18 protein-coding genes are annotated in these 20,575 nt (G+C 70.9%); 9 read left to right on the top strand and 9 right to left on the bottom strand.

All coding sequences use genetic code 11. The features are described from left to right. Positions 1 to 125 precede the first annotated feature (125 nt). From AB0N02_RS19630 to AB0N02_RS19610, 5 genes are all read left to right on the top strand, one after another. Positions 126 to 1,388, top strand: a complete 1,263-nt coding sequence (locus AB0N02_RS19630; protein WP_363948246.1) for a nucleotide sugar dehydrogenase — start codon at positions 126 to 128, stop codon at positions 1,386 to 1,388. Positions 1,389 to 1,407: 19 nt separating this feature from the next. Continuing rightward, positions 1,408 to 2,496, top strand: a complete 1,089-nt coding sequence (locus AB0N02_RS19625) for a glycosyltransferase (RefSeq protein WP_363948243.1) — start codon at positions 1,408 to 1,410, stop codon at positions 2,494 to 2,496. A 60-nt stretch (positions 2,497 to 2,556) separates the two neighbouring features. Continuing rightward, on the top strand, positions 2,557 to 4,425 hold the full coding sequence (locus AB0N02_RS19620; protein WP_363948241.1) for a DUF4434 domain-containing protein: 1,869 nt from the start codon (positions 2,557 to 2,559) through the stop codon (positions 4,423 to 4,425). 18 nt (positions 4,426 to 4,443) lie between these two features. Further along, positions 4,444 to 5,109, top strand: coding sequence for an NUDIX domain-containing protein (locus AB0N02_RS19615; RefSeq protein WP_363948238.1), 666 nt, complete (start codon positions 4,444 to 4,446; stop codon positions 5,107 to 5,109). Between the two features lie 371 nt (positions 5,110 to 5,480). Further along, positions 5,481 to 6,446 (top strand): hypothetical protein, encoded by a 966-nt coding sequence (locus tag AB0N02_RS19610; protein ID WP_363948235.1) that lies wholly within the window; start codon positions 5,481 to 5,483, stop codon positions 6,444 to 6,446. Positions 6,447 to 6,636: 190 nt separating this feature from the next. Here AB0N02_RS19610 and AB0N02_RS19605 read toward each other — a convergent pair whose 3' ends face one another. Next, positions 6,637 to 7,257, bottom strand: coding sequence for a Uma2 family endonuclease (locus AB0N02_RS19605; protein ID WP_363948650.1), 621 nt, complete (start codon positions 7,255 to 7,257; stop codon positions 6,637 to 6,639). A gap of 82 nt (positions 7,258 to 7,339) precedes the next feature. On the opposite strand from AB0N02_RS19605, the gene hisC reads away from it, so the two are divergent. Then, positions 7,340 to 8,401 (top strand): histidinol-phosphate transaminase, encoded by a 1,062-nt coding sequence (gene hisC, locus AB0N02_RS19600; protein ID WP_363948233.1) that lies wholly within the window; start codon positions 7,340 to 7,342, stop codon positions 8,399 to 8,401. Positions 8,402 to 8,509: 108 nt separating this feature from the next. Here the strand turns inward: hisC and AB0N02_RS19595 are convergent, their stop codons facing one another. The 5 genes from AB0N02_RS19595 to purD all read right to left on the bottom strand — a co-directional run bounded on the left by AB0N02_RS19595 (position 8,510) and on the right by purD (position 15,289). After that, positions 8,510 to 9,451, bottom strand: a complete 942-nt coding sequence (locus tag AB0N02_RS19595) for an EamA family transporter (RefSeq protein ID WP_363948231.1) — start codon at positions 9,449 to 9,451, stop codon at positions 8,510 to 8,512. 314 nt (positions 9,452 to 9,765) lie between these two features. Beyond that, positions 9,766 to 11,055 carry a GTP cyclohydrolase IIa gene (locus tag AB0N02_RS19590; protein ID WP_363948648.1) on the bottom strand — a complete coding sequence of 430 codons (1,290 nt, stop codon included), beginning with the start codon at positions 11,053 to 11,055 and terminating at the stop codon, positions 9,766 to 9,768. 227 nt (positions 11,056 to 11,282) lie between these two features. Then, entirely contained in the window at positions 11,283 to 12,548 is a 1,266-nt protein-coding gene (gene murA, locus AB0N02_RS19585; RefSeq protein ID WP_363948229.1) for a UDP-N-acetylglucosamine 1-carboxyvinyltransferase, read from the bottom strand. A 295-nt stretch (positions 12,549 to 12,843) separates the two neighbouring features. Continuing rightward, the gene (locus AB0N02_RS19580) at positions 12,844 to 13,878 is read right to left on the bottom strand and encodes a hypothetical protein (protein ID WP_363948226.1); all 1,035 of its coding nucleotides are present in this window, start codon (positions 13,876 to 13,878) and stop codon (positions 12,844 to 12,846) included. A gap of 178 nt (positions 13,879 to 14,056) precedes the next feature. Beyond that, a complete protein-coding gene (gene purD / locus AB0N02_RS19575) occupies positions 14,057 to 15,289 on the bottom strand; it encodes a phosphoribosylamine--glycine ligase (RefSeq protein WP_363948223.1) in 1,233 nt (410 codons plus the stop codon). Between the two features lie 450 nt (positions 15,290 to 15,739). On the opposite strand from purD, the gene corA reads away from it, so the two are divergent. Beyond that, the gene (gene corA / locus AB0N02_RS19570; protein WP_363948221.1) at positions 15,740 to 16,855 is read left to right on the top strand and encodes a magnesium/cobalt transporter CorA; all 1,116 of its coding nucleotides are present in this window, start codon (positions 15,740 to 15,742) and stop codon (positions 16,853 to 16,855) included. Positions 16,856 to 17,053: 198 nt separating this feature from the next. Here corA and AB0N02_RS19565 read toward each other — a convergent pair whose 3' ends face one another. The 3 genes from AB0N02_RS19565 to AB0N02_RS19555 all read right to left on the bottom strand — a co-directional run bounded on the left by AB0N02_RS19565 (position 17,054) and on the right by AB0N02_RS19555 (position 19,490). Further along, positions 17,054 to 17,980: a glycerophosphodiester phosphodiesterase family protein gene (locus AB0N02_RS19565; RefSeq protein ID WP_363948218.1), complete on the bottom strand. Its 927-nt coding sequence runs from the start codon at positions 17,978 to 17,980 to the stop codon at positions 17,054 to 17,056. Positions 17,981 to 18,160: 180 nt separating this feature from the next. After that, positions 18,161 to 18,721 (bottom strand): hypothetical protein, encoded by a 561-nt coding sequence (locus AB0N02_RS19560; protein WP_363948215.1) that lies wholly within the window; start codon positions 18,719 to 18,721, stop codon positions 18,161 to 18,163. Between the two features lie 178 nt (positions 18,722 to 18,899). Further along, entirely contained in the window at positions 18,900 to 19,490 is a 591-nt protein-coding gene (locus AB0N02_RS19555) for a TetR/AcrR family transcriptional regulator (protein WP_363948212.1), read from the bottom strand. 62 nt (positions 19,491 to 19,552) lie between these two features. On the opposite strand from AB0N02_RS19555, the gene AB0N02_RS19550 reads away from it, so the two are divergent. Both AB0N02_RS19550 and AB0N02_RS19545 read left to right on the top strand, forming a co-directional pair. Next, positions 19,553 to 19,753, top strand: a complete 201-nt coding sequence (locus AB0N02_RS19550) for a hypothetical protein (protein ID WP_363948209.1) — start codon at positions 19,553 to 19,555, stop codon at positions 19,751 to 19,753. A gap of 43 nt (positions 19,754 to 19,796) precedes the next feature. Further along, positions 19,797 to 20,495, top strand: a complete 699-nt coding sequence (locus AB0N02_RS19545) for an SDR family oxidoreductase (protein ID WP_363948206.1) — start codon at positions 19,797 to 19,799, stop codon at positions 20,493 to 20,495. Positions 20,496 to 20,575 lie beyond the last annotated feature (80 nt).

Here is a 20,575-nt window from a genome sequence, read left to right as displayed (position 1 = left end):
CTTGAGATAGCCTTTGCGACCATGAAGTGTTGTTTCCGGCATTCCAGGGTCACCCCGTGAGCGAGCGCGGCGAGCCAGCCGGCGGCCACGGCGTCCCCGAGAGCGAGGCCGGCGAAGGAGGCCATGTGAGCACCTACGACCTGGCCGTCATCGGTCTCGGATACGTCGGCATGCCCCTGGCCAAGGAGGCCACGGCGGCGGGACTGCGCGTCGTCGGCTTCGAGGTCGACCCCCGCAAGGTGGAGGCCCTCAACGAGGGCCGTTCCTACATCGACGACCTCACCGACGCCGATCTCGAACACATGCTGGCGAACGGTTTCCGCGCCACCCTGGACGAGTCGGTGCTGGCCGAGAGCCGGACCGTCGTCATCTGCGTGCCGACCCCGCTGGACGAGGACCACCGCCCCGACCTGTCCGCCGTCGAGGGCGCGACCGGCACGGTCGCCCGCAACCTCTCCGCGGGCACCCTCGTGGTCCTGGAGTCCACCACCTGGCCCGGAACGACCGACGAGGTCGCCCGCCCCATTCTGGAGACCTCGGGTCTCGCCGCGGGCACCGACTTCCACCTCGCCTTCTCGCCCGAGCGCATCGACCCGGGCAACGCCAAGTACGGCATGCGCAACACCCCCAAGGTCGTCGGCGGCTACACGCTCGCCTGCCGGGAGCGCGCGGTCGGGTTCTACTCCCGGTTCGTCGAGCAGGTCGTGCCGGTCAGCGGTACCCGCGAGGCCGAGATGGCCAAGCTCCTGGAGAACACCTACCGGCACGTCAACATCGCCCTCGTCAACGAGATGGCGATCTTCTGCGACGAGCTCGGGGTCGACCTCTGGGAGGCCATCGAGGCCGCGGCCACCAAGCCGTTCGGCTTCCAGAAGTTCCTGCCGGGCCCGGGCGTCGGCGGCCACTGCATTCCCGTCGACCCGTCCTACCTGTCCTACACCGTGCGCAAGCTGGGCTACCCGTTCCGCTTCGTCGAGCTGGCCCAGGAGATCAACGAGCGGATGCCGGCCTACGTGGTCGCCCGCGTCCAGCGCCTGCTCAACCGGCACAGGAAGGCCGTCAACGGGTCCAAGGTGCTGCTGCTCGGCGTCACCTACAAGCCCGACATCGCCGACGAGCGCGAGACCCCGGCGCTGCCGGTGGCGCGGGCGCTCCTCGAACTCGGCGCGGAGCTCGTCTTCGCCGACCCCTACGTCAAGGAATGGCGTGTCGACGGCGCTCCGGTGCCACGTGAGGAAGACCTCGCAAAGGCGGTCACCGAGGCCGACGTGACGCTGCTGCTGCAGCAGCACGCCGCCTTCGACCTGTCGATCGTCGAAGACCACGGCAGGCTCGTGCTCGACACCCGAGGCGTGCTCGCCGAGGGTGAACGCGTCGAGCGGCTCTAGTAACGAAGGGCTGCGCGCAGTGCACGTGCTCGTCATGACGGTGGTGCATCACCCCGAGGACGCCCGGATCCTGCACCGGCAGATCCGCGCGCTGGTGGACGCCGGTCATGAGGTCACGTATGCCGCGCCGTACACCGCGCGGGGCGTCATGGCCCGGTCGTGGGTGAACGGCATCGATCTTCCCCGGGCGGCGGAACGCAAGCGGCTCTCGGCCGTGCGCGCCGCCCGCAAGGTGTTCAAACGCATGCGCGACCAGGTCGATCTCGCGATCGTTCACGACCCCGAGCTGCTGCTCGCGGTCGTGGGGATGCGGAACCGGCCCCCGGTGGTCTGGGACGTCCACGAGGACACCCCGGCGACGCTGTCCCTGAAGCCCTGGCTGCCGGCGTTCCTGCGCCCGCCGGTGCGTTTCCTGGCGCGCCTGCTGGAGGGTACGGCCGAGCGCCACCTGCACCTGCTGCTCGCCGAGAGCGCCTACGCGGGGCGGTTCCGCCGGACCCACCTGGTGGTGCCGAACGAGACGTGGGTTCCCGACGGGGCGGCCGAGCCTGGGGACGACCGCGTCGTCTATCTCGGCTGGCTGTCCGAGGCGCGGGGCGTGCAGGAGGCCATCGAGGTGGGCCGGCTGCTGCGGCCGCACCGGGTCGCGGTCGAGCTGATCGGCTACGCCGACCCGCAGTCGCGCCCGATCCTGAACCAGGCCGTGGCCGAGGGCGTGCTGGAGTGGCGTGACTTCATGCCCAACGACGAGGCGCTCAAGCGGCTCGACGGCGCGCTGGCCGGGCTCTCGCTCCTGCGTGACGAGCCCAACTACCGGCACTCCATGCCCACGAAGATCGTGGAGTACATGGCCCACGGGATCCCGGTGATCACCACTCCCTCGCCGCGCGCGGTCGAGCTGGTCGAGCGCTACAACAGCGGTGTGGTCGTGCCCTGGCAGGACCCCCGTGCGGTGGCCCAGGCCGTGCTCTTCCTGCGCGACGACGTCAGGGAGCGGCATGCGCAGGGCGCCCGAGGGTATGCGGCGGCTCGTGCGAACCACCACTGGCCGAACTCGGCCCGCCGGTTCGTCTCCCAGCTGGAGGCGTGGGCGGGCGTCAAGAACTGATTTCTTGTCCGGCGAAGCTGTTTATGTCCGCCTGATCGCAAGAACGGTAGTGTCCTGAACGTGCGCTGGTTCACCGCTTTCCTCGCCGCGGCACTCCTCGCTGTGGCGGCGGCGGTGATGATGGTGCTGCCGCGCGGGGAGAGCGCCCCGACCGCCGACAGCTCGCCGATCGCGTCACCGGCCTCCTCCTCTCCGACGGCCTCTCCGGCCTCTCCGGCCTCCCCGGCCTCGCCGTCCCCGGCGGGCTCGTCGGCGACGCCGACCTCCCAGGGCACCCCCTTCACCGACCCGTGCGGAACGTTCGACACGTCCATGCGGACGCCGTACGCGCTGAGCGGCTACTGGCTCATCCCCACCACCGACCACTGCACCTGGCGCAGGCAGCTGGCCGCCATCCACGACGTGGGCGGCGACACCGTGATCCGGATCGGCTGGGGTCTGCAGGGCCGCAGGACCGACGAGAAGGGGCGGATCCTGGAGAAGGAGGGCGGCAAGGTCGACCCCCGCTACGAGCCCTGCGTCGAGGACGGGATGCCCTGCGCGGCGGCGGCGGAGCGCGACCTCAAGGCGGCCAACCCCGGTAACCGGGTGAGCTGGACGTTCGTCTACCGGACCGACGAGGCGTTCGGCGACGGGGTGTTCCGCTGCCCCGAGTTCGAGCGCCGGATCTCCGTCGGCGACACCGTCTTCTACCGGATCATCGCGCCGGACGACGGCAGCGACGACCCCGACTGCGGCAACATCCGCGCCCGGGGGCGGGGTTACCACCTGATCCTGGTCGCGGCCGCCGCCAAGGACAGCCTCACCGAGCTGCTCGACCTCGGCGACCGGTTCGGCGTGAAGGTCTTCCCCGCGCTGCCGCTGGCCCCGCGCGACCCGGCGCAGACCACCCGCGCCTCGGAGCGCGGCACCGACACCCTCACCACGCTCACCCGGCGCGTCATGCAGGACTACGGCGACCGCTTCAAGGACAGGGTCTCCCTGGGCGGCTTCTACCAGCCGTTCGAGCTGCAACTGCGGGACATGAAGCCCGACAATCCCACGCTCGCGGTCTACGCCTCCCAGCACGAGATCGTCGAGCAGGAGATGCCGGGCAAGCCCATCCTGGTCAGCCCCTATCTGGACGCGCGCAGGCGGCTGCCGTTCAGCGCGACCCCCAAGCAGGTGGCCAAGGGCTTCGAGGCGCTGGCCAGGACCGGGGTCGGCATCATCGCGCCGCAGGACAGCCGGGGTACCGGCAAGGTCGGGCTGTTCTGGCCCGACCAGCGCGACCAGAGGGTGGACAGCAGGCTGCGGCCCGTCGTCGGCGAGACGACGAACGGCACCGCCTACCACGGCTCGACCCGCGACTACTACCGGGAGATGGCCGCGGCCCGGACCAGGATGGTCGAACAGGGCTACAACGTGCAGCTGTGGGCCAACGTCGAGGCCTTCGAGCCGTCGACGGACGAGCCCTGCGCCGCGAGGACGGGTACCAGGGGGCGCACCGACAAGGAACGGCTCGACACCGCCGTGACGCAGGTCGGGCGGTACGTCTCCAAGATCGTCTCCTACATGTGGAGCGACTTCTTCACCTGTGGCTCGCCGTCCCTGGCCGAGGAGATCGCCCGCGACTCCGACCGGCCGATCCCGGTGGACGCGGTCCGGATGCCGCGCGACATCCAGGACGGCGTGGAGATCCGGGGCTACAACATTCCGCTGGGCTCCAAGGTGACGATCACCTGGGACGGTCAGAAGGCTCCCAGGGGCGTCGAGGTGGCGGGGGTCGACCTGACGTCGCCGCCACCGGACCTGCCCGAACGGATCAGGACGGCGTGGTTCCCGTTCGACTGGACGCGTGTGCCGCCGGACACCTGGGTGAAGGTCGAGGTCGCCCTGCCCGACGGGCGGGCGGCGGCCGAGCCCTTACACATCCGCGTGAACCTCTGAGCGTGTAACGTGCCTGGCATGGTTCCGCGCATTCCCGTCAGCGTGGACCTGGTCGTCCTCACGGTGCGCTGCCAGGCGCTGAGCGCGCTCGTCTGGCGGCGGAACAAGCCACCCTACGAGGGACGCTGGGCCCTGTCAGGCGGCTTCATCCACCTCGACGAGGACCTGCCCGCCGCAGCGGCCCGGGTCCTGGCCGAGCGCGCGGGCCTGCCGGGGGCGCCCGTCCACCTGGAGCAGTTGCAGACCTACGGCTACCCCGACCGCGATCCGCGCCAGCGCGTCCTGAGCGTCGCCTACCTCGGCCTGGCCCCCGACCTGCCGGCCTCGACGGAGGCCCACATGAGCTGGCAGCCCGTCTCCTCGCTGCGGGAGATGGCCTTCGACCACCGGCGCATCATGGTCGACGGGATCGAGCGGGCCCGGGGCAAGCTCGAGTACACCCCGCTCGGCGCGGCCTTCTGCCCGCCCGAGTTCACCGTCGCCGATCTGCGCCGGGTCTACGAGATCGTCTGGGGTCGTTCCCTCGATCCCCGTAACTTCCACCGGAAGGTCACCAAGGCCGAGGGCTTCCTGGTGCCGACGGGCGGCACGACCACCCGTGACGGGGGCCGTCCCGCCAAGCTCTACCGCAGGGGACCCGCGGTGTTCCTGCACCCTCCGATGCTCCGCTCGCTCAAGGAGTAGCCCCGGCGGAGGCCTCCCGCCGGGGGCCGTCGCCGAAGTTTCGTGTACTCCGAACATCAAGAGATGAAAATCATTTCCATAATATAGACATGAAAATGGTTATCGCTTACGCTATCTCCACACTAAGAGATGATTAAGAGCGTAAAAATCCGAAAATCCAGGATGTGGTCAGGGGAGTTCTACGACGATTGTCCTGGTGGTCTCGGCGACCGTGGACCCGGCACCGGACGGCGACGGCTCACCTGGCGCGCGACCATGTCCTCGTCACCGTCCGGCGGCGGGGGCGGTCCCGCCCGGTGTCCTGAGCTGTCCGGACGCGTGACGCCCTTCCCCGGCACGGAACAGGCTTTTCTCAAGACAGGAGAGTGCTGATGGCGCGGCGGACACTGGCGCCCGGCGTGGAGATCTTCTCGGTGGCGGCCGGGAAGGCATGGCAGGCGCCGAACGGTTCGGTGATGAGGATGATGGGGCGCCCGGAGGGCGAATCCCACGGGCAGGGGACGGACCCGGCGGCGGACACAGCGGCGGACACAGCGGCGGACACAGCGGTGGACACGGCGGTGGACACAGGGGTGGACACAGCGGTGGGTACCCTGCCGCCCGAGACGGCGGACGGGGCGTCCGCGGCGGAGGCCCTGCCGGTGGGCGTCGTCCGTGAGACGGTGCTGCGAACCGCCTCGGGGGAGTTCGTCCCCGTCCAGCGGGAGCTAGGCGAGGATCTCGACCAGCTCGACCCCGGAACACTGCGGGTCTTCGAGGACAGAGGGCTGCTCGTCGAGCGGAAACCGCGCATGTGGCCCGGCCCGGTGGCCGTGGTCGGCGGGGGCGCCATAGCCGTGGCCCTGTCCGAACTGCTCGCCCGGGTGGGCGCCGACGTCCGCAGGGTGCCCACCCCCGAGGCGGCCTTCGGCTGCGCCGCGGTCAGCTGGTGTCACGACGACCATCCGCCCGCCGAATGGGCCAGGGCCGACGTCCTGCTGGCCGAGCGCGCGATCGCCTGGCAGCGGTGCTCGGTCGAGGGGGCGACGGCGGTGATCGAGCCCATCTCCCACGGTCCCGAGGACATCACCCACACCGACGTCCGGGCCAGGCGCCTGGCCGCCTCCGCCTCTCCCCGCCACCTGCAGGCCTACTGGGCCAGCGAACGCCGCAGGGGGCCCTCCCCGGTCGGGCCCGCCGAGGCCTGGTTCGTCGCCGCCCTGCTCGCCGCCGACCTGGAGGCCTGGGCGGCCCGCCGCCCGGCGTCGCGGCGGCTGAGGCTGGTCGACCTGATCGGCCTGACCGTGACGGAACAACCGATTCTCCCGCTGCGCTCGGTGTCGTCGCGGGAGCCCTGATCCGCCTGGACCGGCGTAGGGGTCCCCGGGGGGGTGGACACCTGCGCTGAACCGGCCGGCGGCCGGGACGCTCAGCCGTCCTGGTCGCCGGCCGGTGGCGGGCGTCGGCAGGCGGTGCCAGGAGGTGGCGGGCGGTGGTGAGCGCGATCCGCCGCGCCCCCGGCGGAGCAGCCGGAGTCCGTCAGGGCTGTCAGAGTCCGTCGATCTCGGTCAGATCGATGTCGATCTCGAACGGGAGGGCGACCTTCAACCGGTCGTGGTGGATGCCCATGAGGGCGTAGCCCCGGGTGGCCGGGTCGAGCTCGTAGACGTAGGCCGTCGGCCGGTCCTCGGTGTTCTCGATCCGCCAGAAGTGGGGGATGCCGGCCTCGGCGTAGAGGTCGGGCTTGCGCCGCCTGTCGCGGATCTCGGACTCGGTGGAGACCACCTCGACGGCCAGCACGACGTCGGCCGCCGGGTAGCCGGTCTGCCGCGGACCCGTGACCGCTTCGGCGCGGACCACCAGGATGTCCGGCTCGGGACGCTGCCGCCTCCCGATCGTCACGGTCATCTCGCGTTTGACCCGCAGCTCCGCCGGGACCGTGCGGCGCAGCCCGCTCTCCAGCAGGAAGAGCGTCGCCATGTGGAAGTTGGTCTGGGGGCCCGCGAAGACGAGAGTGCCATCGATCAGTTCGGTGTGCGGGGGGATCCCCGGCAGCCGATCGAGGTCCTCGGCCGTGAAGCCCTCCTGGGGAGGAATCGCCCACGCGGGCAGGGGCTCCACCTCGGGCGTGGGCAGGGGCTCCGTCTCGGCCGGTGGTGCGATGCTCATGTCGTCCTCCCGGTCGGGCATGCTCTCACCTCCAGCATCCCAGGATGATGCCCCATCCGCTCGCTCCTCATAAAGTAAGGCCATGCCTCGTTTCCGCACGATTCTGGACACAGTGCCCCCTTACCGGGCGGGCAAGGCCGTGGTTTCGGCCGACGGCCGGTCCTACAAGCTCTCCTCGAACGAATCCCCCTACGAGCCGCTGCCCTCGGTGGTCGAGGCGATCTCCAAGGCCGCCTCCCGGATCCATCTCTACCCCGATCCCGGGGCGACGGGCCTGACCAACGCGCTCGCCGAGCGTTACGGCGTGCCGCCGGAGCACGTCGCGGTCGGCGCCGGGTCGGTGACCCTGGTCCAGCAGCTCTTCGAGACCGTGGGCGAGCCGGGCGCCGAGGTGATCTACGCCTGGCGGTCCTTCGAGGCATACCCGCTCATGGCCGACCTGGCGGGGGCCACCTCGGTCCAGGTGCCGCTCGTCGACGAGGCGCACCACCTCGACGCCATGGCCGAGGCGATCACCCCGCAGACCCGCATGGTCTTCGTCTGCAACCCGAACAACCCCACGGGAACGGTCGTCCGCGCCGCGGAGCTTGAGGCGTTCCTCGACCGGGTCCCGGAGGACGTGCTGGTCGTCCTCGACGAGGCCTACCGCGAGTACGTCAGGGACGCCGACGTGCTCGACGGCCTGACCGTCTACCGCGAGCGGCCCAACGTGGCCGTGCTGCGGACCTTCTCCAAGGCGTACGGCCTGGCCGGTCTCCGGGTCGGCTACCTGATCGCCGACGAGCCCGTGGCGGCGGCGGTGCGCAAGACGACCGTGCCCTTCGCGATCAACCACCTCGCCCAGGTCGCGGCGGTCGCCTCGCTCGACGCGCAGGATGAGCTGCTGGAGCGGGTCGACAGCGTTGTCAAGGAGCGCACCCGGGTCCGTGAGGCCCTGATCGCCCAGGGCTGGACGGTGCCCGTCACCGAGGCCAACTTCGTCTGGCTCCGGCTGGATGAGCGCACCATGGAGTTCGCCGCGGCCTGCGCGGTCGAGGGCGTCGCCGTGCGCCCGTTCGAGGGGGAGGGCGCCCGGATCTCCATCGGCTCCCCCGAGGCCAACGACACCTTCCTGGCCGCCGCGGCGGCCTTCAGGAACGCCTGAGCCCTTCTCCGGGCTGAGCCCCTCCTTGGCCCCGGCTCATCCTCCGGGGCCCTGAGCCCGTCCTCCGGGCCGTTCCCGGCGGGCCGCGCCGCCGCGCCCGCCGGGCCCTCACGCGGGCGTGAGCTCCTCCTCCGGGACGGCCCGCGCCCTCTTCGCGCGCTCCGTCGAGACCACCAGCGCGACGCCGACGACGATCACCAGGCCCGCCGTGACCATCGAGCCCGTGACCGCCTCGCCCAGGACGGCCGCGCCCAGGACGACCGCGACGACGGGGTTGACGTAGGCGTAGGTCGACACCAGGGAGATCGGGGCCTCGCCGAGCAGCCAGACGTAGGCGGTGAAGGCGACCAGGGAGCCCATCACGATCAGGTAGGCCAGACCGGCCCACGAGCGTCCCGAGACGGCCGCGAGATCGAGGTGCTCACCCGTGACCCGGCTGACCAGCAGCAGTCCGGCGCCGCCCGCGGCCATCTCGACCGCGCTCGCCGCGAAGGGGTCGGCGGGCATCGGGATCCGGGAGGACAGGAACGAGCCGACCGACCACGACAGCGACGCCAGCAGGACGATCACGATCCCGGTGACGCCGGACCGGCCGCCCCCGCCGGTCAGCGACAGTACCGCCACGCCGCCGAACCCGACGAGCACCCCGGCCAGTGTCGGCAACCGTGGCCTGTCCCTGACGGCGAGCCGGAAGACGACCAGCCAGAGCGGTACCGAGGCCACCAGCAGCGCGGCCAGCCCGCTGGCGATGTGCTGTTCGGCCAGTGCGACCATGCCGTTGCCGCCGGTCAGCAACAGCAGCCCGACCAGCGAGGCCCCGGCGACCTGCTTCCAGGTCATCCGGAAGGCGTTCGCTCCGCGCAGCAGCAGGACGACGGCGGCCAGTACCAGGGAGGCCGTCGTGAAACGCATGGCTCCGCTGACCAACGGGGGGATCGTCTCGATCACGATCATGATCGCGAGGTAGGTCGACCCCCACACCACGTACACGATCGCCAGCGCCGCCCAGATGAGAAGCGACGTGCGCTTGTCAGTAGTGTCTTGAGCCATAGCTCATGACGGTACTCGCTCGCGCCGAACGGTTCGCCGGGGGTTTCGGAATGTGAGACAGGCCGGTCCGTCCGACAGTCGTCACTTAAGTGATATCTGACGGATTTGGTGATGTTTAAGAAGAATGTCACACTCAGTTTGGGTGTGGCGGACCGCCCCGCGTGGTCGACGGACCTCTTCACGTGACCCGGGGGTGTCGTGCGGAACCGTACGGCCCCGCCGGAGGCGACCGGTGCCTCCCTCGCGTGGGACCCCGAGGCCGTGCGCCGTGCTGCGGACGGCGCACGGCCCCGGGGCTCACGTCGGGAAGGGCCTCAGCGGCCGCCCAGCTTCTCCACGATCAGGCGGTAGAGCTGGCGCGGACGCCCCGGCTGGGGAGTACGGTTCGGCGGAAGCGGCCACGCGAGCCCCTCGTCGACCAACGTGCGCAGCAGGCGCCGTGCCGTACGCGGCGTGACGCCGAGCATCTTGCCCGCGCCCTCGGCGTCCACCACCGTGTCCCCTCCCTCCAGTTTGGCGGCCAGCCGGGCCAGGACCTCGACGCCCTTCGGCTTCAGGGGGCCGCCGCCCTGGGGAGGCATCCTGGGCGCCGGGATGAGCGCTCTGCCCTCCCGGTCGACCGCGAAGCCCTGGGCCTGCTTGCCCGCCTGAGTGCGCGCCAGGGCGGCCCTGGCGTGCGACTCGGCGTCGTGGGTGGTACGGCCCATGCCGACCCCCACCTCGACCGCCAGCCCCAGCTCGTCGCGCACCCGGGCCGCGAACGGCAGCACCCGGAAGCCCTCGGTGGCCGTGGCCACCGAACCGCGGGTCGCGGTGACCATGTAGCTGTGGTCGTCGACCGCGGTCACCGACGCGTTGATCCGGTTGGCCTCCTGCACCAGCAGGCGGTGCAGGGACAGCCGGAGCTCGTCCCGCCAGTAGCGCGGCGCGGCCCTGCGGACCGGCTCGCGGAGCGTGGGCACCTCGATCAGGACCACCGTGAGCTGGGATTCCTCCAGCCTGTGGTGCGCCCCGAGTAAGGCGGCCGTGTGCAGCGCGGTCCGGACCGCGGCCGAGGTCGGCCGGATCCTGATCACCGGGACCCCGGCCGTCTGCAGGCGGTCGGCGACCGCGGGCAGACAGGTCAGCGCCCCGCTGGTGTTGCCCTGACGGGCCAGGCGTTCGTGGAAGGCCGCGATCGTGCCGGTCGCTCCCGGCTCGTCACGGCTGTGCACGTCCCCGGCGGGCAGCCCGAGGTCGGCGTAGGCCTCCTCGATGTCGGCCCGCCCCAACACGTCGACGCTGACCCTCCTGGGGTCTATCCGTTCGTCCAGTGCCGCCTTCGCCAGCGCGGCGATCAGCGCGGCGCCGCCGAGCTGGACATACGTCGCGGGCATCGTCAGCACGCCCGAACGCCTGGCCAGATCGTAGGGCACCGGGCTGGCGAACAGACAGGCGTCCACACCCGCTCCGAGGCGGGTCACCTTGTCGGCGGCCTCCTGCTCGTCCCGGTAGGCAGCGGCTACCAGGCGGCAAGGCAGGGGCGCCGCCGCATGTCCCATAAGCATCACTCTTTCGACGAGGTCATGGGGGCCCACCACACCGATAGTGAGGTCCGGTGTCATGGCACCCGGGCGTGACACTCGTGGAGTTTCTTCGGCCCGCTCGACCAATGTTCGTCCCATCCTGCCGTCCATGTTGATTCGGCTCTCTTTTGGAACGATCGCTTGTGGGGGCCGTAATGTCACGCCCGTTTAGACGTCAATTCTTGGAGGAACCCACGGTCTAAACCCTGACTGTCAGTGTTTACACAGGTCAGAGCGGTTTTTGGGAGACTGAAACCGTCTCGTTTTCATGCAGAAATCTCACGCCGGACATCGGCTCCCAGCGCCTGCATACGCTCGGCGAGATAAGAGTGCCCCCGGTCGATGAGATATCCTGACCCGATCACGGTCTCCCCTTCGGCCGCGAGACCGGCGAGCACGAGAGCGATTCCTGAACGCAGATCGTGAGCGGTGACGTCCGTTCCGGTGAGCGGGGTGGCACCGCGGACCACGGCGCTGTTCTCCTTCACCTCGATGTCGGCGCCCATTTTGTTCAGCTCGGAGGCCAGGGCGAATCGGCCGTCGAAAATGCGTTCGTGAATGTAGCTGGCGCCGTCCGCGAGGCAGGCGACCGTCATGATCGGGGACTGCAGGTCGGTGGCGAAGCCGGGGTAGGTGTCGGTGATCACGTTGATCGGGCGCAGCGGGCGGTCCCGGCGGACGTGCAGCACCGCGCCGTGGTCGGCGAACTCGACCCCCATCTGCTCCAGCTTGTAGCGGACCACGCCGAGGTGATCCAGGTCGGCGCCGACCAGGTTGACCTCGCCGCCGGTGACCGCCGCGGCCATGGCGAACACGCCCGCGTCGAGACGGTCGGGCATCACGGTGTGCTCGACGGCCTGGAGCTCCTCCACGCCCTCCACGGTGATGAACCCGGTCCCGCCGCCGCTGATCTTCGCGCCCATCCGGGTCAGCATCTCGATCACGTCGAGGACCTCGGGCTCCAGCGCCGCGTTCTCGATCACGGTGGTGCCGCGCCCGAGGACGCCCGCCATGATCAGGTTCTCGGTGCCGGTGTGCGAGGGGGTGTCGAGGTAGAGCGTGGCGCCGGTGAAGCCGGTCGTCTTGACGTGGATGACGGCGTCGCCCTCGTCCACGACCGCGCCCAGGCGCTTGTAGCCCAGGTAGTGGAAGTCGAGGTTGCGGCTGCCGAGGTTGCAGCCTCCCACGCCCTCGATGACGGCCTCGCCGAGACGGTGCAGCAGCGCGGGCACGAACAGCACCGAGCCGCGGAAACGGCGGGCGATCTCCGCGGGCAGCACGGGGCTCTTCAGCGTGGAGGCGTCGATCACCAGCGTGCGCTCCGCCTCGTGGAGCTCGACCTTGGCGCCGATCGCCTCGGCCAGCTCCACCGCGCGGCGCACGTCCTCGATGATGGGGACGTTGCGCAGCACCGTCCGTCCCTTGGCCGCCAGGAGCGCCGCGCCGATCATGGGCAGCACGGCGTTCTTGGCACCCTGGATGAAGGCGGTTCCACGGAGGGGGTTGCCACCGCGCACGCGGTAACGGACCATGCGACATGCTCCTTGGGGGTGGAGTTGCTATTCGTACGAGGAGGGGGGCGGCAGCCGGGGGGCGTCGGCCAACACTAGCCGCTGGATGCTCCTGAACCGGCTACTTCGTGCAGGAACTACCCCTTGGACGACCGATCAGTCGGTCACTCCGGAACCTCCATGTGTCACGGGTGTCCCACGCGACACATGTGTGACGCCTCAGTGGCACGCTCAGGTGACACGCCGGCCGGACGACTTCGGGACAGCCGTCCGCGGCGCTCGTGTCACCGCGCTCGTGTCACCGGCCCGAGTGTATTCACGCCGTACGGGTGCCCCGGCCCGAGGGGGTCAGCGGGGAGGCGGCCGACAGGAGGTTGTCGGCGCGCTGGTCGACGAAGCGGGTGACGATCTGCTGGCCGTACCCGAAGGCCATGGCCCAGACCAGGATCGCCGGCTGCGAGGCGAGCCCGGAGAAACCGGGGATGAAACCGGAGTTCAGGATCAGCAGCCCGAGTACGGCGGTCGCGATCCCGGCCGGTCCCTTGAGCAGGTTCTGGACCACCGCCAGCGAGTAACGCGTGGACAGTTCGGAGCGGGTGGACAGCGAGGTCGCCGTGGACAGCGCGGCGCCCAGGACGCCGATCAGCGCGACGAGGGGGACGTCGCCGTGGCCGGGGCGCAGACCGCCGGTCGGGCAGATCCGGGCGGGCGTCGGCCCCTGGGGCGAGATCGCCGGCTGGTTGCCGCACATCGGCACCGCGTCCGGCCAGATCGCGCCGACGACCACCACGCCCAGCACGATCAGGCTCAGCATGACCACCCCGCCGAGCAGCAGGTTGCGGAAGCTGCGGACCCTTCCGGTCTCCATCGCCTGGGCGGTGTAGGCGGCCCGCAGCACCGACTGCATCAGCGGCCTGTCGTTCTCGCCCGGGTCCCCGGCGGCGAACCTGGCCTTGAGCTGGGCCAGCCTGGGGTCGTCGTCCGGCAGGTAGGCCCGGCCGATCGCCAGCACCTCGGTGATCCGGCCGCACAGCTCGGCCGTGGGCAGCACGCCGTACAGCATCACGGTGGCGCTGTTGATGTTCGACCAGGCCCCTTCGATGGCGTGGCCGGTGAGCCAGCGCCGCAGGCCGTGCCTGCTCCGCGCGTAGGACTCGGCGCGGGTCAGGTGGGTGCCGATGCCCTCGGCGGCGGACGTGGGCGGGCACGCCCCGTCGCGCACGGCCAGGGCGCGCTCGGCGTCGGCCCTGATCTCCTCGCTGCGCGTGGCCACGTACACCCGCCAGGTGCCGGGCCAGCGCAGCACACCGGTGTCGCCGATCCGTTCGGGGGAGATCGGGTCGAGCGACATCGTTCCTCCGGAGGACGGGGCCCGCGGGGACGGGGCCGGGGGATCACGGGCTTCCCCCGGCTTATCGCGGCACGCCGGTCGGGCGCTACGTCCCGCGGTCGTCGGGATCCCGCCCCGGTGGGACGGGACCGCGACGGCCGGGCGGGCCGTTCCGGTGCCCGCGGGCCCGGACCCGCGCTCAGATCCCCTGGTGGGCGATGTCCGTACGGTGGTGCGAGCCGCGCAGCCGGATGTGGCCGACCGCCTCGTAGGCGGCCGCGCGCGCGGCGGCCACGTCGGGGCCGGTGCCGACCACGCTGAGCACCCGGCCGCCGCTGGAGACGACGCGGTCGCCGTCGAACGCGGTCCCCGCGTGCAGCACGTAGGCGTCGCCCGTCACGTCGGACAGTCCCTCGACGACGTCGCCCTTGACCGGATCCGCGGGGTAGTTCTCCGCCGCGACCACCACGGTCACCGCGGCGCCGTCGCGGTAGGACGGCGGCCCGAACCGGTCGAGCGTCCCCGTCGCGCAGGCGAGCAGCAGGCTCGCGAGCGGCGTGGCGAGCCGGTCCAGCACGACCTGGGTCTCCGGGTCGCCGAACCGCGCGTTGAACTCGATCACCTTCGGGCCCGCCGGGGTGAGGGCCAGCCCGACGAAGAGCACCCCCGTGTACGGCGTGCCGCGCTTGGCCAGCTCGGTCACGGTCGGCAGGACGGTCTCGGTCATCACCCGGTCGGCGAGGTCGGCGGGGGCCCACGGCAGCGGCGTGTAGGCGCCCATGCCGCCGGTGTTGGGGCCCAGATCGCCGTCGTAGGCGCGCTTGTGGTCCTGGGCGGGCTGCAGCGGCACGGCCGTCGACCCGTCGCAGAGCGCGAACAGCGACACCTCGGGGCCGTCGAGGAACTCCTCGATGACGACCCGGCCGCACGCCGCCGCGTGCCTGAGCGCCTCGTCGCGGTCCTCGGTGACCACCACGCCCTTGCCCGCCGCGAGCCCGTCGTCCTTGACCACGTACGGCGTGCCGAACTCCTCCAGCGCCGCCGCGGCCTCCTCGGGCGTGACGCAGGTGCGGGAGCGCGCGGTCGGCACGCCCGCGGCGGCCATGATCTCCTTGGCGAAGGTCTTGGAGCCCTCGATCCTGGCGGCCTCGGCTGAGGGGCCGAAGCAGGGGATGCCCGCCTGCCTGACCGCGTCTGCGACCCCGGCGACCAGCGGCGCCTCGGGGCCGATCACGACCAGGTCGGCCTCCAGCTCCCCGGCGAGGCGGGCCACCGCCGCGGGATCGGTCTGGACCACCGGGTGCAGGGTCGCGACCTGCGCGACACCCGCGTTTCCCGGAGCACAGTGGACTTCGGTGACCTGGGGGTCCGCCGCCAGCGACCGGCACAGGGCATGCTCACGCCCGCCGGATCCAATCACAAGAACGCGCACTTGTGAGAGCCTATCGGCCGCGGGCCCGCCGCCTGTCCACAGGCTGTGGACAGAGATCCGCCCGCGTCGCAGTGTCGTCGGCGGGCGTCATGATTCCGTCGGTGTTCGCGCCGGTTATCCCGGCATATCGCGTTGAAGCGTCTGATATCGCCGTAAACAGGATGTGAATTTCGTTGGGTTCGCATGATCGTCACTTGCGGGCCGGGGTATCCTGGGAGCCGTCCCTGAACTTTGTGCTAAGTTTTGGGCGGCTTTGCCCGTCTGACGCTGATTGGAGGTGGTTGGGGATGTCCTCTGGCGATCCCAGCAGTACGTGCTCGCGCACGCTTTCCGTGCGCACCCTTGACCACTTCACACCGGTGTCCGACCGGCATCGCGCGCATCCCCTTTCGAGCTGAGGTGACAACGCGTCGCGCGCGATCAGTGCCGGGTCGGGCGGGAAGGCCTGCCATGCGCTCCTCGCTCCTTTTCCCTCGCATCAAGCACGCACGTGCTGTCCGCACCCCGCGTCCCGCCGTCCCGGTCAACGACCGGGTGAGCCCCCAGTGCGTCCCGCCGAGCGACTCGCTCGTCGAGTACGCCGCCTACGTCGGCGGCAAGAAGATCGAGGCCCTGGGCATCGTCGACGCCCTGGAGCTGGTCCGTGAGCACAACGCCGCCGACGAGAAGGGCAACGCCTTCGTCTGGGTCGGCCTGCACGAACCCGACGCCCCCGAGGTCGAGTGGCTGGCGGAGGTCTTCGCCCTGCACCCGCTCGCCGTCGAGGACGCCGTCAAGGCCCACCAGCGGCCGAAGGTCGAGCGCTACGGTGACTCGCTGTTCGTCGTCCTGAAGACCGTCGCCTACCTCGACCACGACGTGCTGACCGCCACCAGCGAGATCATCGGCACCGGCGAGATCATGGCCTTCGTCGGGCCCGACTTCGTGGTGACCGTACGGCACGGCAGGCACTGCCCGCTGTCGGAGGTGCGCGCGCGCCTCGAGGACAAGCCCAAGCTCCTCAACCGGGGGCCGACCGGCGTGCTGCACGCGATCGCCGACCACGTCGTCGACAAGTACCTCACCGTGGCCGACCTGATGCAGGCCGAGCTGGAGGACGTCGAGGCCATGGTCTTCGCCGACGTCAGCGCCCGTGACATCGGCCGTATCTACAATCTCAAGCGCGAGATGATCGAGATGAAGCGGTCCGTCACCCCGCTTCAGGCGCCGCTGGCGACGCTGGCCCAGCGCCGGATGATCCCCTCGGAGATGCGGGAGTACTTCCGGGACGTCGTCGACCACCTGGCCCGCGTCTGTGAGCAGGTCGAGTCGTCCAACGAGCTGTGCAACTCCATCCTGCAGGCGGCGCTCGCCCGCTCGAACGCGCTCGCCAACGAGGACATGCGGAAGATCTCCTCGTGGGTCGCCATAATGGCCGTCCCCACGATGATCGCCGGGATCTACGGCATGAACTTCGAGCACATGCCCGAGCTGAAGTCCGTCTTCGGCTATCCGATCGTGATCGGCGTCATGGTGGTCGTCTGCTCGCTGCTCTACCGGGGATTCCGCCGCAACGGCTGGATGTGACCCCCGGGACGCCCACGGGCGGGGACACCCGTGCCCTCCGGCCGTCCGGAGGCCGTGCCGTCCCACGCCCGCGCGCCCGGTCCGCACCGCTTCCGCGTCCGGACGTCCGTCAGGTGCCGGTCTTACACGTGGGTGCCCGGTCCGCGCCGTTTCCGCGTCCGGGCGTCCCCGGGCACCGGTCCCACGTCCGTGTGCCCGTCACGTGCCGCTCCGGCGCATCGGGGAGGCGGGCGGCGGCACCGGCAGGTCGCGCTCGGCCCACAGGGCGCGCATGCGGTCGGGATAGTCGGTGACGATCCCGGCCACCCCGAGATCGAGCATCCTGGCGGCCCTGCCCGGCTCGTTGACGGTCCAGACGACCAGCGGCAACTCCGCCTTCTCCGCCCTGCGCGCCAGCTCCTCGTCGACCAGCACGTGGTCGGGTGACAGTACGGTGCCCCCCGCGGCCAGCGCGGCGGCCGGCAGGTCGTCGTCGAAGTCCTGGAGCCGGAGGCCGTTGAGCCAGACGGCGTCCATGGTGTCACGCTCGATCAGGGCGTATCTGGAGGTCGCCGGGGCCAGGGCGCGGGCCGCCTGGAGGATCCGCCAGTCGAAGCTGAGGATCGCCGACCCGCTGAGCCTGCGGTGCCTGTCGAGCTCGGCGATCACCATCTCGGTGAACTCGCCGGGATCGGCGCTGAGGTCGGGCCTCGTCGGATCCGACTTCAGCTCCACGTGCAGCCGCACCCCGTCGGCCCCGTAGGCGTCGACCAGCCCCAGCACGGCCCCGAGCGTCGGCATGCGGGTGCCGGGCACCGGAACCTGCGTCGCGGCGAAACGGTCGCCGGGGTCGCGCGGCAGCCGTACGCCGCAGTCGAGGGTGCGCAGCTGCGCCAGCGTCAGCTCGCCGACGGGCCGGCCCACGTAGGGGAACAGCGGGTCCCCGTGGAAGGCGGGATGGCGGTCGGCGCTCGTCACCGGCGAGACCGTGAGGTCGTGGGTCAGCACGAGGCGCCGGTCGGCCGTCAGCGCGACGTCGAACTCCAGCGCGTCGACGCCCAGCTCCAGGGCGTGGGCGAGCCCGGGCAGGGTGTTCTCGGGACGGAGCCCACGGGCTCCCCGGTGGCCATGGATCTCGGCATGCACACAGGGGACCCTACCGACCCGAGGGCCGATTCCACGGCACGGCTCGCATCCTGTTTCGACAGGACGTCAACTCCTCCGTGGAGACCCCCGGATCGCTCTTCCGCCCCGGATGAGTCCGGCCGCGTCGAAGACACGACGGTCGACCACGCGAGGTGGCCGGCGCCGGACCCCGGCGAGGGTTCAGGAGATGCGGGTCGCCTTCTCCGCTGTCCTGTGGAACTTCGTGCCGTTCCACGCGTAGGTCTGGCCGACGATCAGATCCGGGCAGCAGTTGGGGGCCCGGTCGCTGACCACCTTGCCGCGCAGGTGCACCCGCCCGTCGCGGACCGTGACCTTCAGGGACTTGAAGTAGCGGTTCTCGCCGAGCTTCCCGAGCAGGTGGGGGGCCGAGCGCTTGGAGCCCCCGTCGTAGACGAAGGCGATCAGGGGATTGCTCGACGTCGGGCTCGGGCACGACGACACGACGACGGTCTCGCGCCGTCCGTCACGGGTCAGGTCGCCGACGGCCGCGACGCGGGCGCGCACGACGTACCAGGTGGCGTTAGGCCCTGGCTCAGGGCAGTTCAGCGCCGGCTCCACCACGGCCGCCCAGTCGACCCGGCCCAGCCGGTCGGCGGCCTGGCCGGTCTTTCCCGCGGTGGCGGCGGTGGCCTGTGCCGCCGCGCTCTCCACGATGGCCGCGTCGGCGACGCTCGCGCCCAGGACCGTCGCCAGCGAGGTGGCGAGGGCGGTGGTACTCACCCAGGCTCCGAATCGGCGGGCCCTCGGACGGCTCATGCGTTCGGTGTATGAGTTCATAATCACTTCGACGCGTGGAACCTCGAAGATGTTGTGAACCTCCTTGCTCGTGCCACGAGACGCGGCCTGTGCGGGCCGCGTCGTCCCGCTGTGGACGGGGACACCGTACCGGCCCCGCGTGTCAGCCGGCGGACGCCGGAGTTCCCGGCACATGCCGTTTGAGCCGGTCGGCAACCGTTTTCAGCAGCTCGTCGGAGAGGTCGTGGCCGGCCGTCGCGCGGGCCATCAGCATGGCGCCGACCATGGCGCTGAGGGTGACCATCGCCTCGGCCCGGGCGTCCTCGGAGTCGCCGTCGAGGTCGGCGAGCAGGTCCAGGTAGGCGCGGACCTGCTGCTCGTACGCCTCCTTGAGGTGCCGGTCGCCGCGGGCCGCGGCAGCGCCGAGGGTGACCAGGGCGCAGCCGGTGGCCGGTGAGTCGCGGTGCCGCTTGGCGAGGTAGGCGTCGATGAGACCGGACCGCGGCGCTTCCTCGTTCTTCTGCGCGGCTCGCTCCATGTTCGCCGTGCCCTCGGTCAGGGCCAGTTCCGTGGCCTGGGCGATCAGCTCGTCGCGGGAGGCGAAGTGCTTGTAGAAGCCGCCGTGGGTCAGTCCTGCCTCCTTCATGAGGTCCGCGATGCCGGGGCGGGTGACGCCTTCCTCCCGGACCTTGCGTGCCGCGATCTGCAGCACCCGGTCCCGGGATGCCGCCTTGTCGGCCTTCGAGTGCCCCATGCCGGGCTCCCTTCGGATGCGTCGCTTGACTTTCTGGATGATGAGGATAATCCTCAAGGAGGATGTTATCCATCATCCAGATGTGCCCGGCAGATCCGAGGAGCCATGTCCGCACCACCAGCCTGTTCCCGAACCGGGCCGGAAGGTCTCAGATCCGGACGGTCGGCTTCGAGGGTGAGTTCCTGAAACCGGGCATCGCCACCCCCATCCGCCTGTGGGGTGCGGACCGCACGGCCGAACTCACCTGGCGCAGGCCGAACTGAGCAATCGGCAAAGCCGGCAACGAATTCGATGAAGGAGAAAACCATGGAAATCAAGGGATCGGTCGCCCTGGTGACGGGAGCCAACCGCGGGATAGGCCGTGAGTTCGCCCGTGCGCTGCTCGACCGCGGCGCGGCGAAGGTCTACGCGGCGGTCCGTGACCCGGCAAGCGTGGCCGATCCGGGCCTGGTGCCGCTGCGTCTGGACGTCACCGACCACGAGCAGGTCGCCGCGGCGGCCGCGGCGGCGGGTGACGTCTCGATCGTGATCAACAATGCCGGGATCGGGGGCTCGGGGTCCACGCTCCTCGAAGGCGGCTTCGACGGCGCGCGTCAGGCGATGGAGGTCAACTACTTCGGCACCTGGGCCGTGTCCCGGGCCTTCGCCCCGGTGCTGGCGCGCAACGGCGGCGGTGCCCTGGTCAACATGCTCTCGCTGGTGTCGTGGGTCGGAAGGCCGGACTTCCCGGGGTACGCGGCCTCCAAGGCGGCGCAGTGGTCCCTGACGAATGCCCTGCGGCAGGGCCTGCACGCGCAGGGCACCCTGGTCGTAGGGGTGCACGCGGGCTTCGTCGACACCGACCTCAGCAGCTGGACGGACGCGCCGAAGATCAGCGCCGCGACCGTGGCGGAGCTGACCATGGACGCCCTGGAGAACGACCGGCTGGAGGTGCTCGCCGACGCGGAGACCCGTAAGGTCAAGGCCGGGCTGTCACTGCCGCCGAACGTCGTACCGGCGATCTGACCCGGCCGGCCGGATCCGGCACCACGGCGCCGTCCGGATCGGCGCCGGCGACATCCCGGTAGGCCGGACGGGCGGCCTGT

It is taken from the genome of Streptosporangium sp. NPDC051022, assembly GCF_040683035.1.
GTDB lineage: Bacteria > Actinomycetota > Actinomycetes > Streptosporangiales > Streptosporangiaceae > Streptosporangium.
The sequence above is the reverse complement of the archived record's forward strand: the minus strand, read 5'-3'. Positions and strand labels throughout refer to the sequence as shown.

Bases quoted from the DNA above. Each gene is read 5' to 3' on its own strand.
- AB0N02_RS19615 (WP_363948238.1), top strand. From the start codon at position 4,444: ATGGTTCCGCGCATTCCCGTCAGCGTGGACCTGGTCGTCCTCACGGTG.
- AB0N02_RS19610 (WP_363948235.1), top strand. From the start codon at position 5,481: ATGGCGCGGCGGACACTGGCGCCCGGCGTGGAGATCTTCTCGGTGGCG.
- AB0N02_RS19605 (WP_363948650.1), bottom strand. From the start codon at position 7,257: ATGAGCATCGCACCACCGGCCGAGACGGAGCCCCTGCCCACGCCCGAG.
- hisC (WP_363948233.1), top strand. From the start codon at position 7,340: ATGCCTCGTTTCCGCACGATTCTGGACACAGTGCCCCCTTACCGGGCG.
- AB0N02_RS19595 (WP_363948231.1), bottom strand. From the start codon at position 9,451: ATGGCTCAAGACACTACTGACAAGCGCACGTCGCTTCTCATCTGGGCG.
- AB0N02_RS19590 (WP_363948648.1), bottom strand. From the start codon at position 11,055: ATGACACCGGACCTCACTATCGGTGTGGTGGGCCCCCATGACCTCGTC.
- murA (WP_363948229.1), bottom strand. From the start codon at position 12,548: ATGGTCCGTTACCGCGTGCGCGGTGGCAACCCCCTCCGTGGAACCGCC.
- AB0N02_RS19580 (WP_363948226.1), bottom strand. From the start codon at position 13,878: ATGTCGCTCGACCCGATCTCCCCCGAACGGATCGGCGACACCGGTGTG.
- corA (WP_363948221.1), top strand. From the start codon at position 15,740: ATGCGCTCCTCGCTCCTTTTCCCTCGCATCAAGCACGCACGTGCTGTC.
- AB0N02_RS19555 (WP_363948212.1), bottom strand. From the start codon at position 19,490: ATGGGGCACTCGAAGGCCGACAAGGCGGCATCCCGGGACCGGGTGCTG.
- AB0N02_RS19550 (WP_363948209.1), top strand. From the start codon at position 19,553: ATGTTATCCATCATCCAGATGTGCCCGGCAGATCCGAGGAGCCATGTC.
- AB0N02_RS19545 (WP_363948206.1), top strand. From the start codon at position 19,797: ATGGAAATCAAGGGATCGGTCGCCCTGGTGACGGGAGCCAACCGCGGG.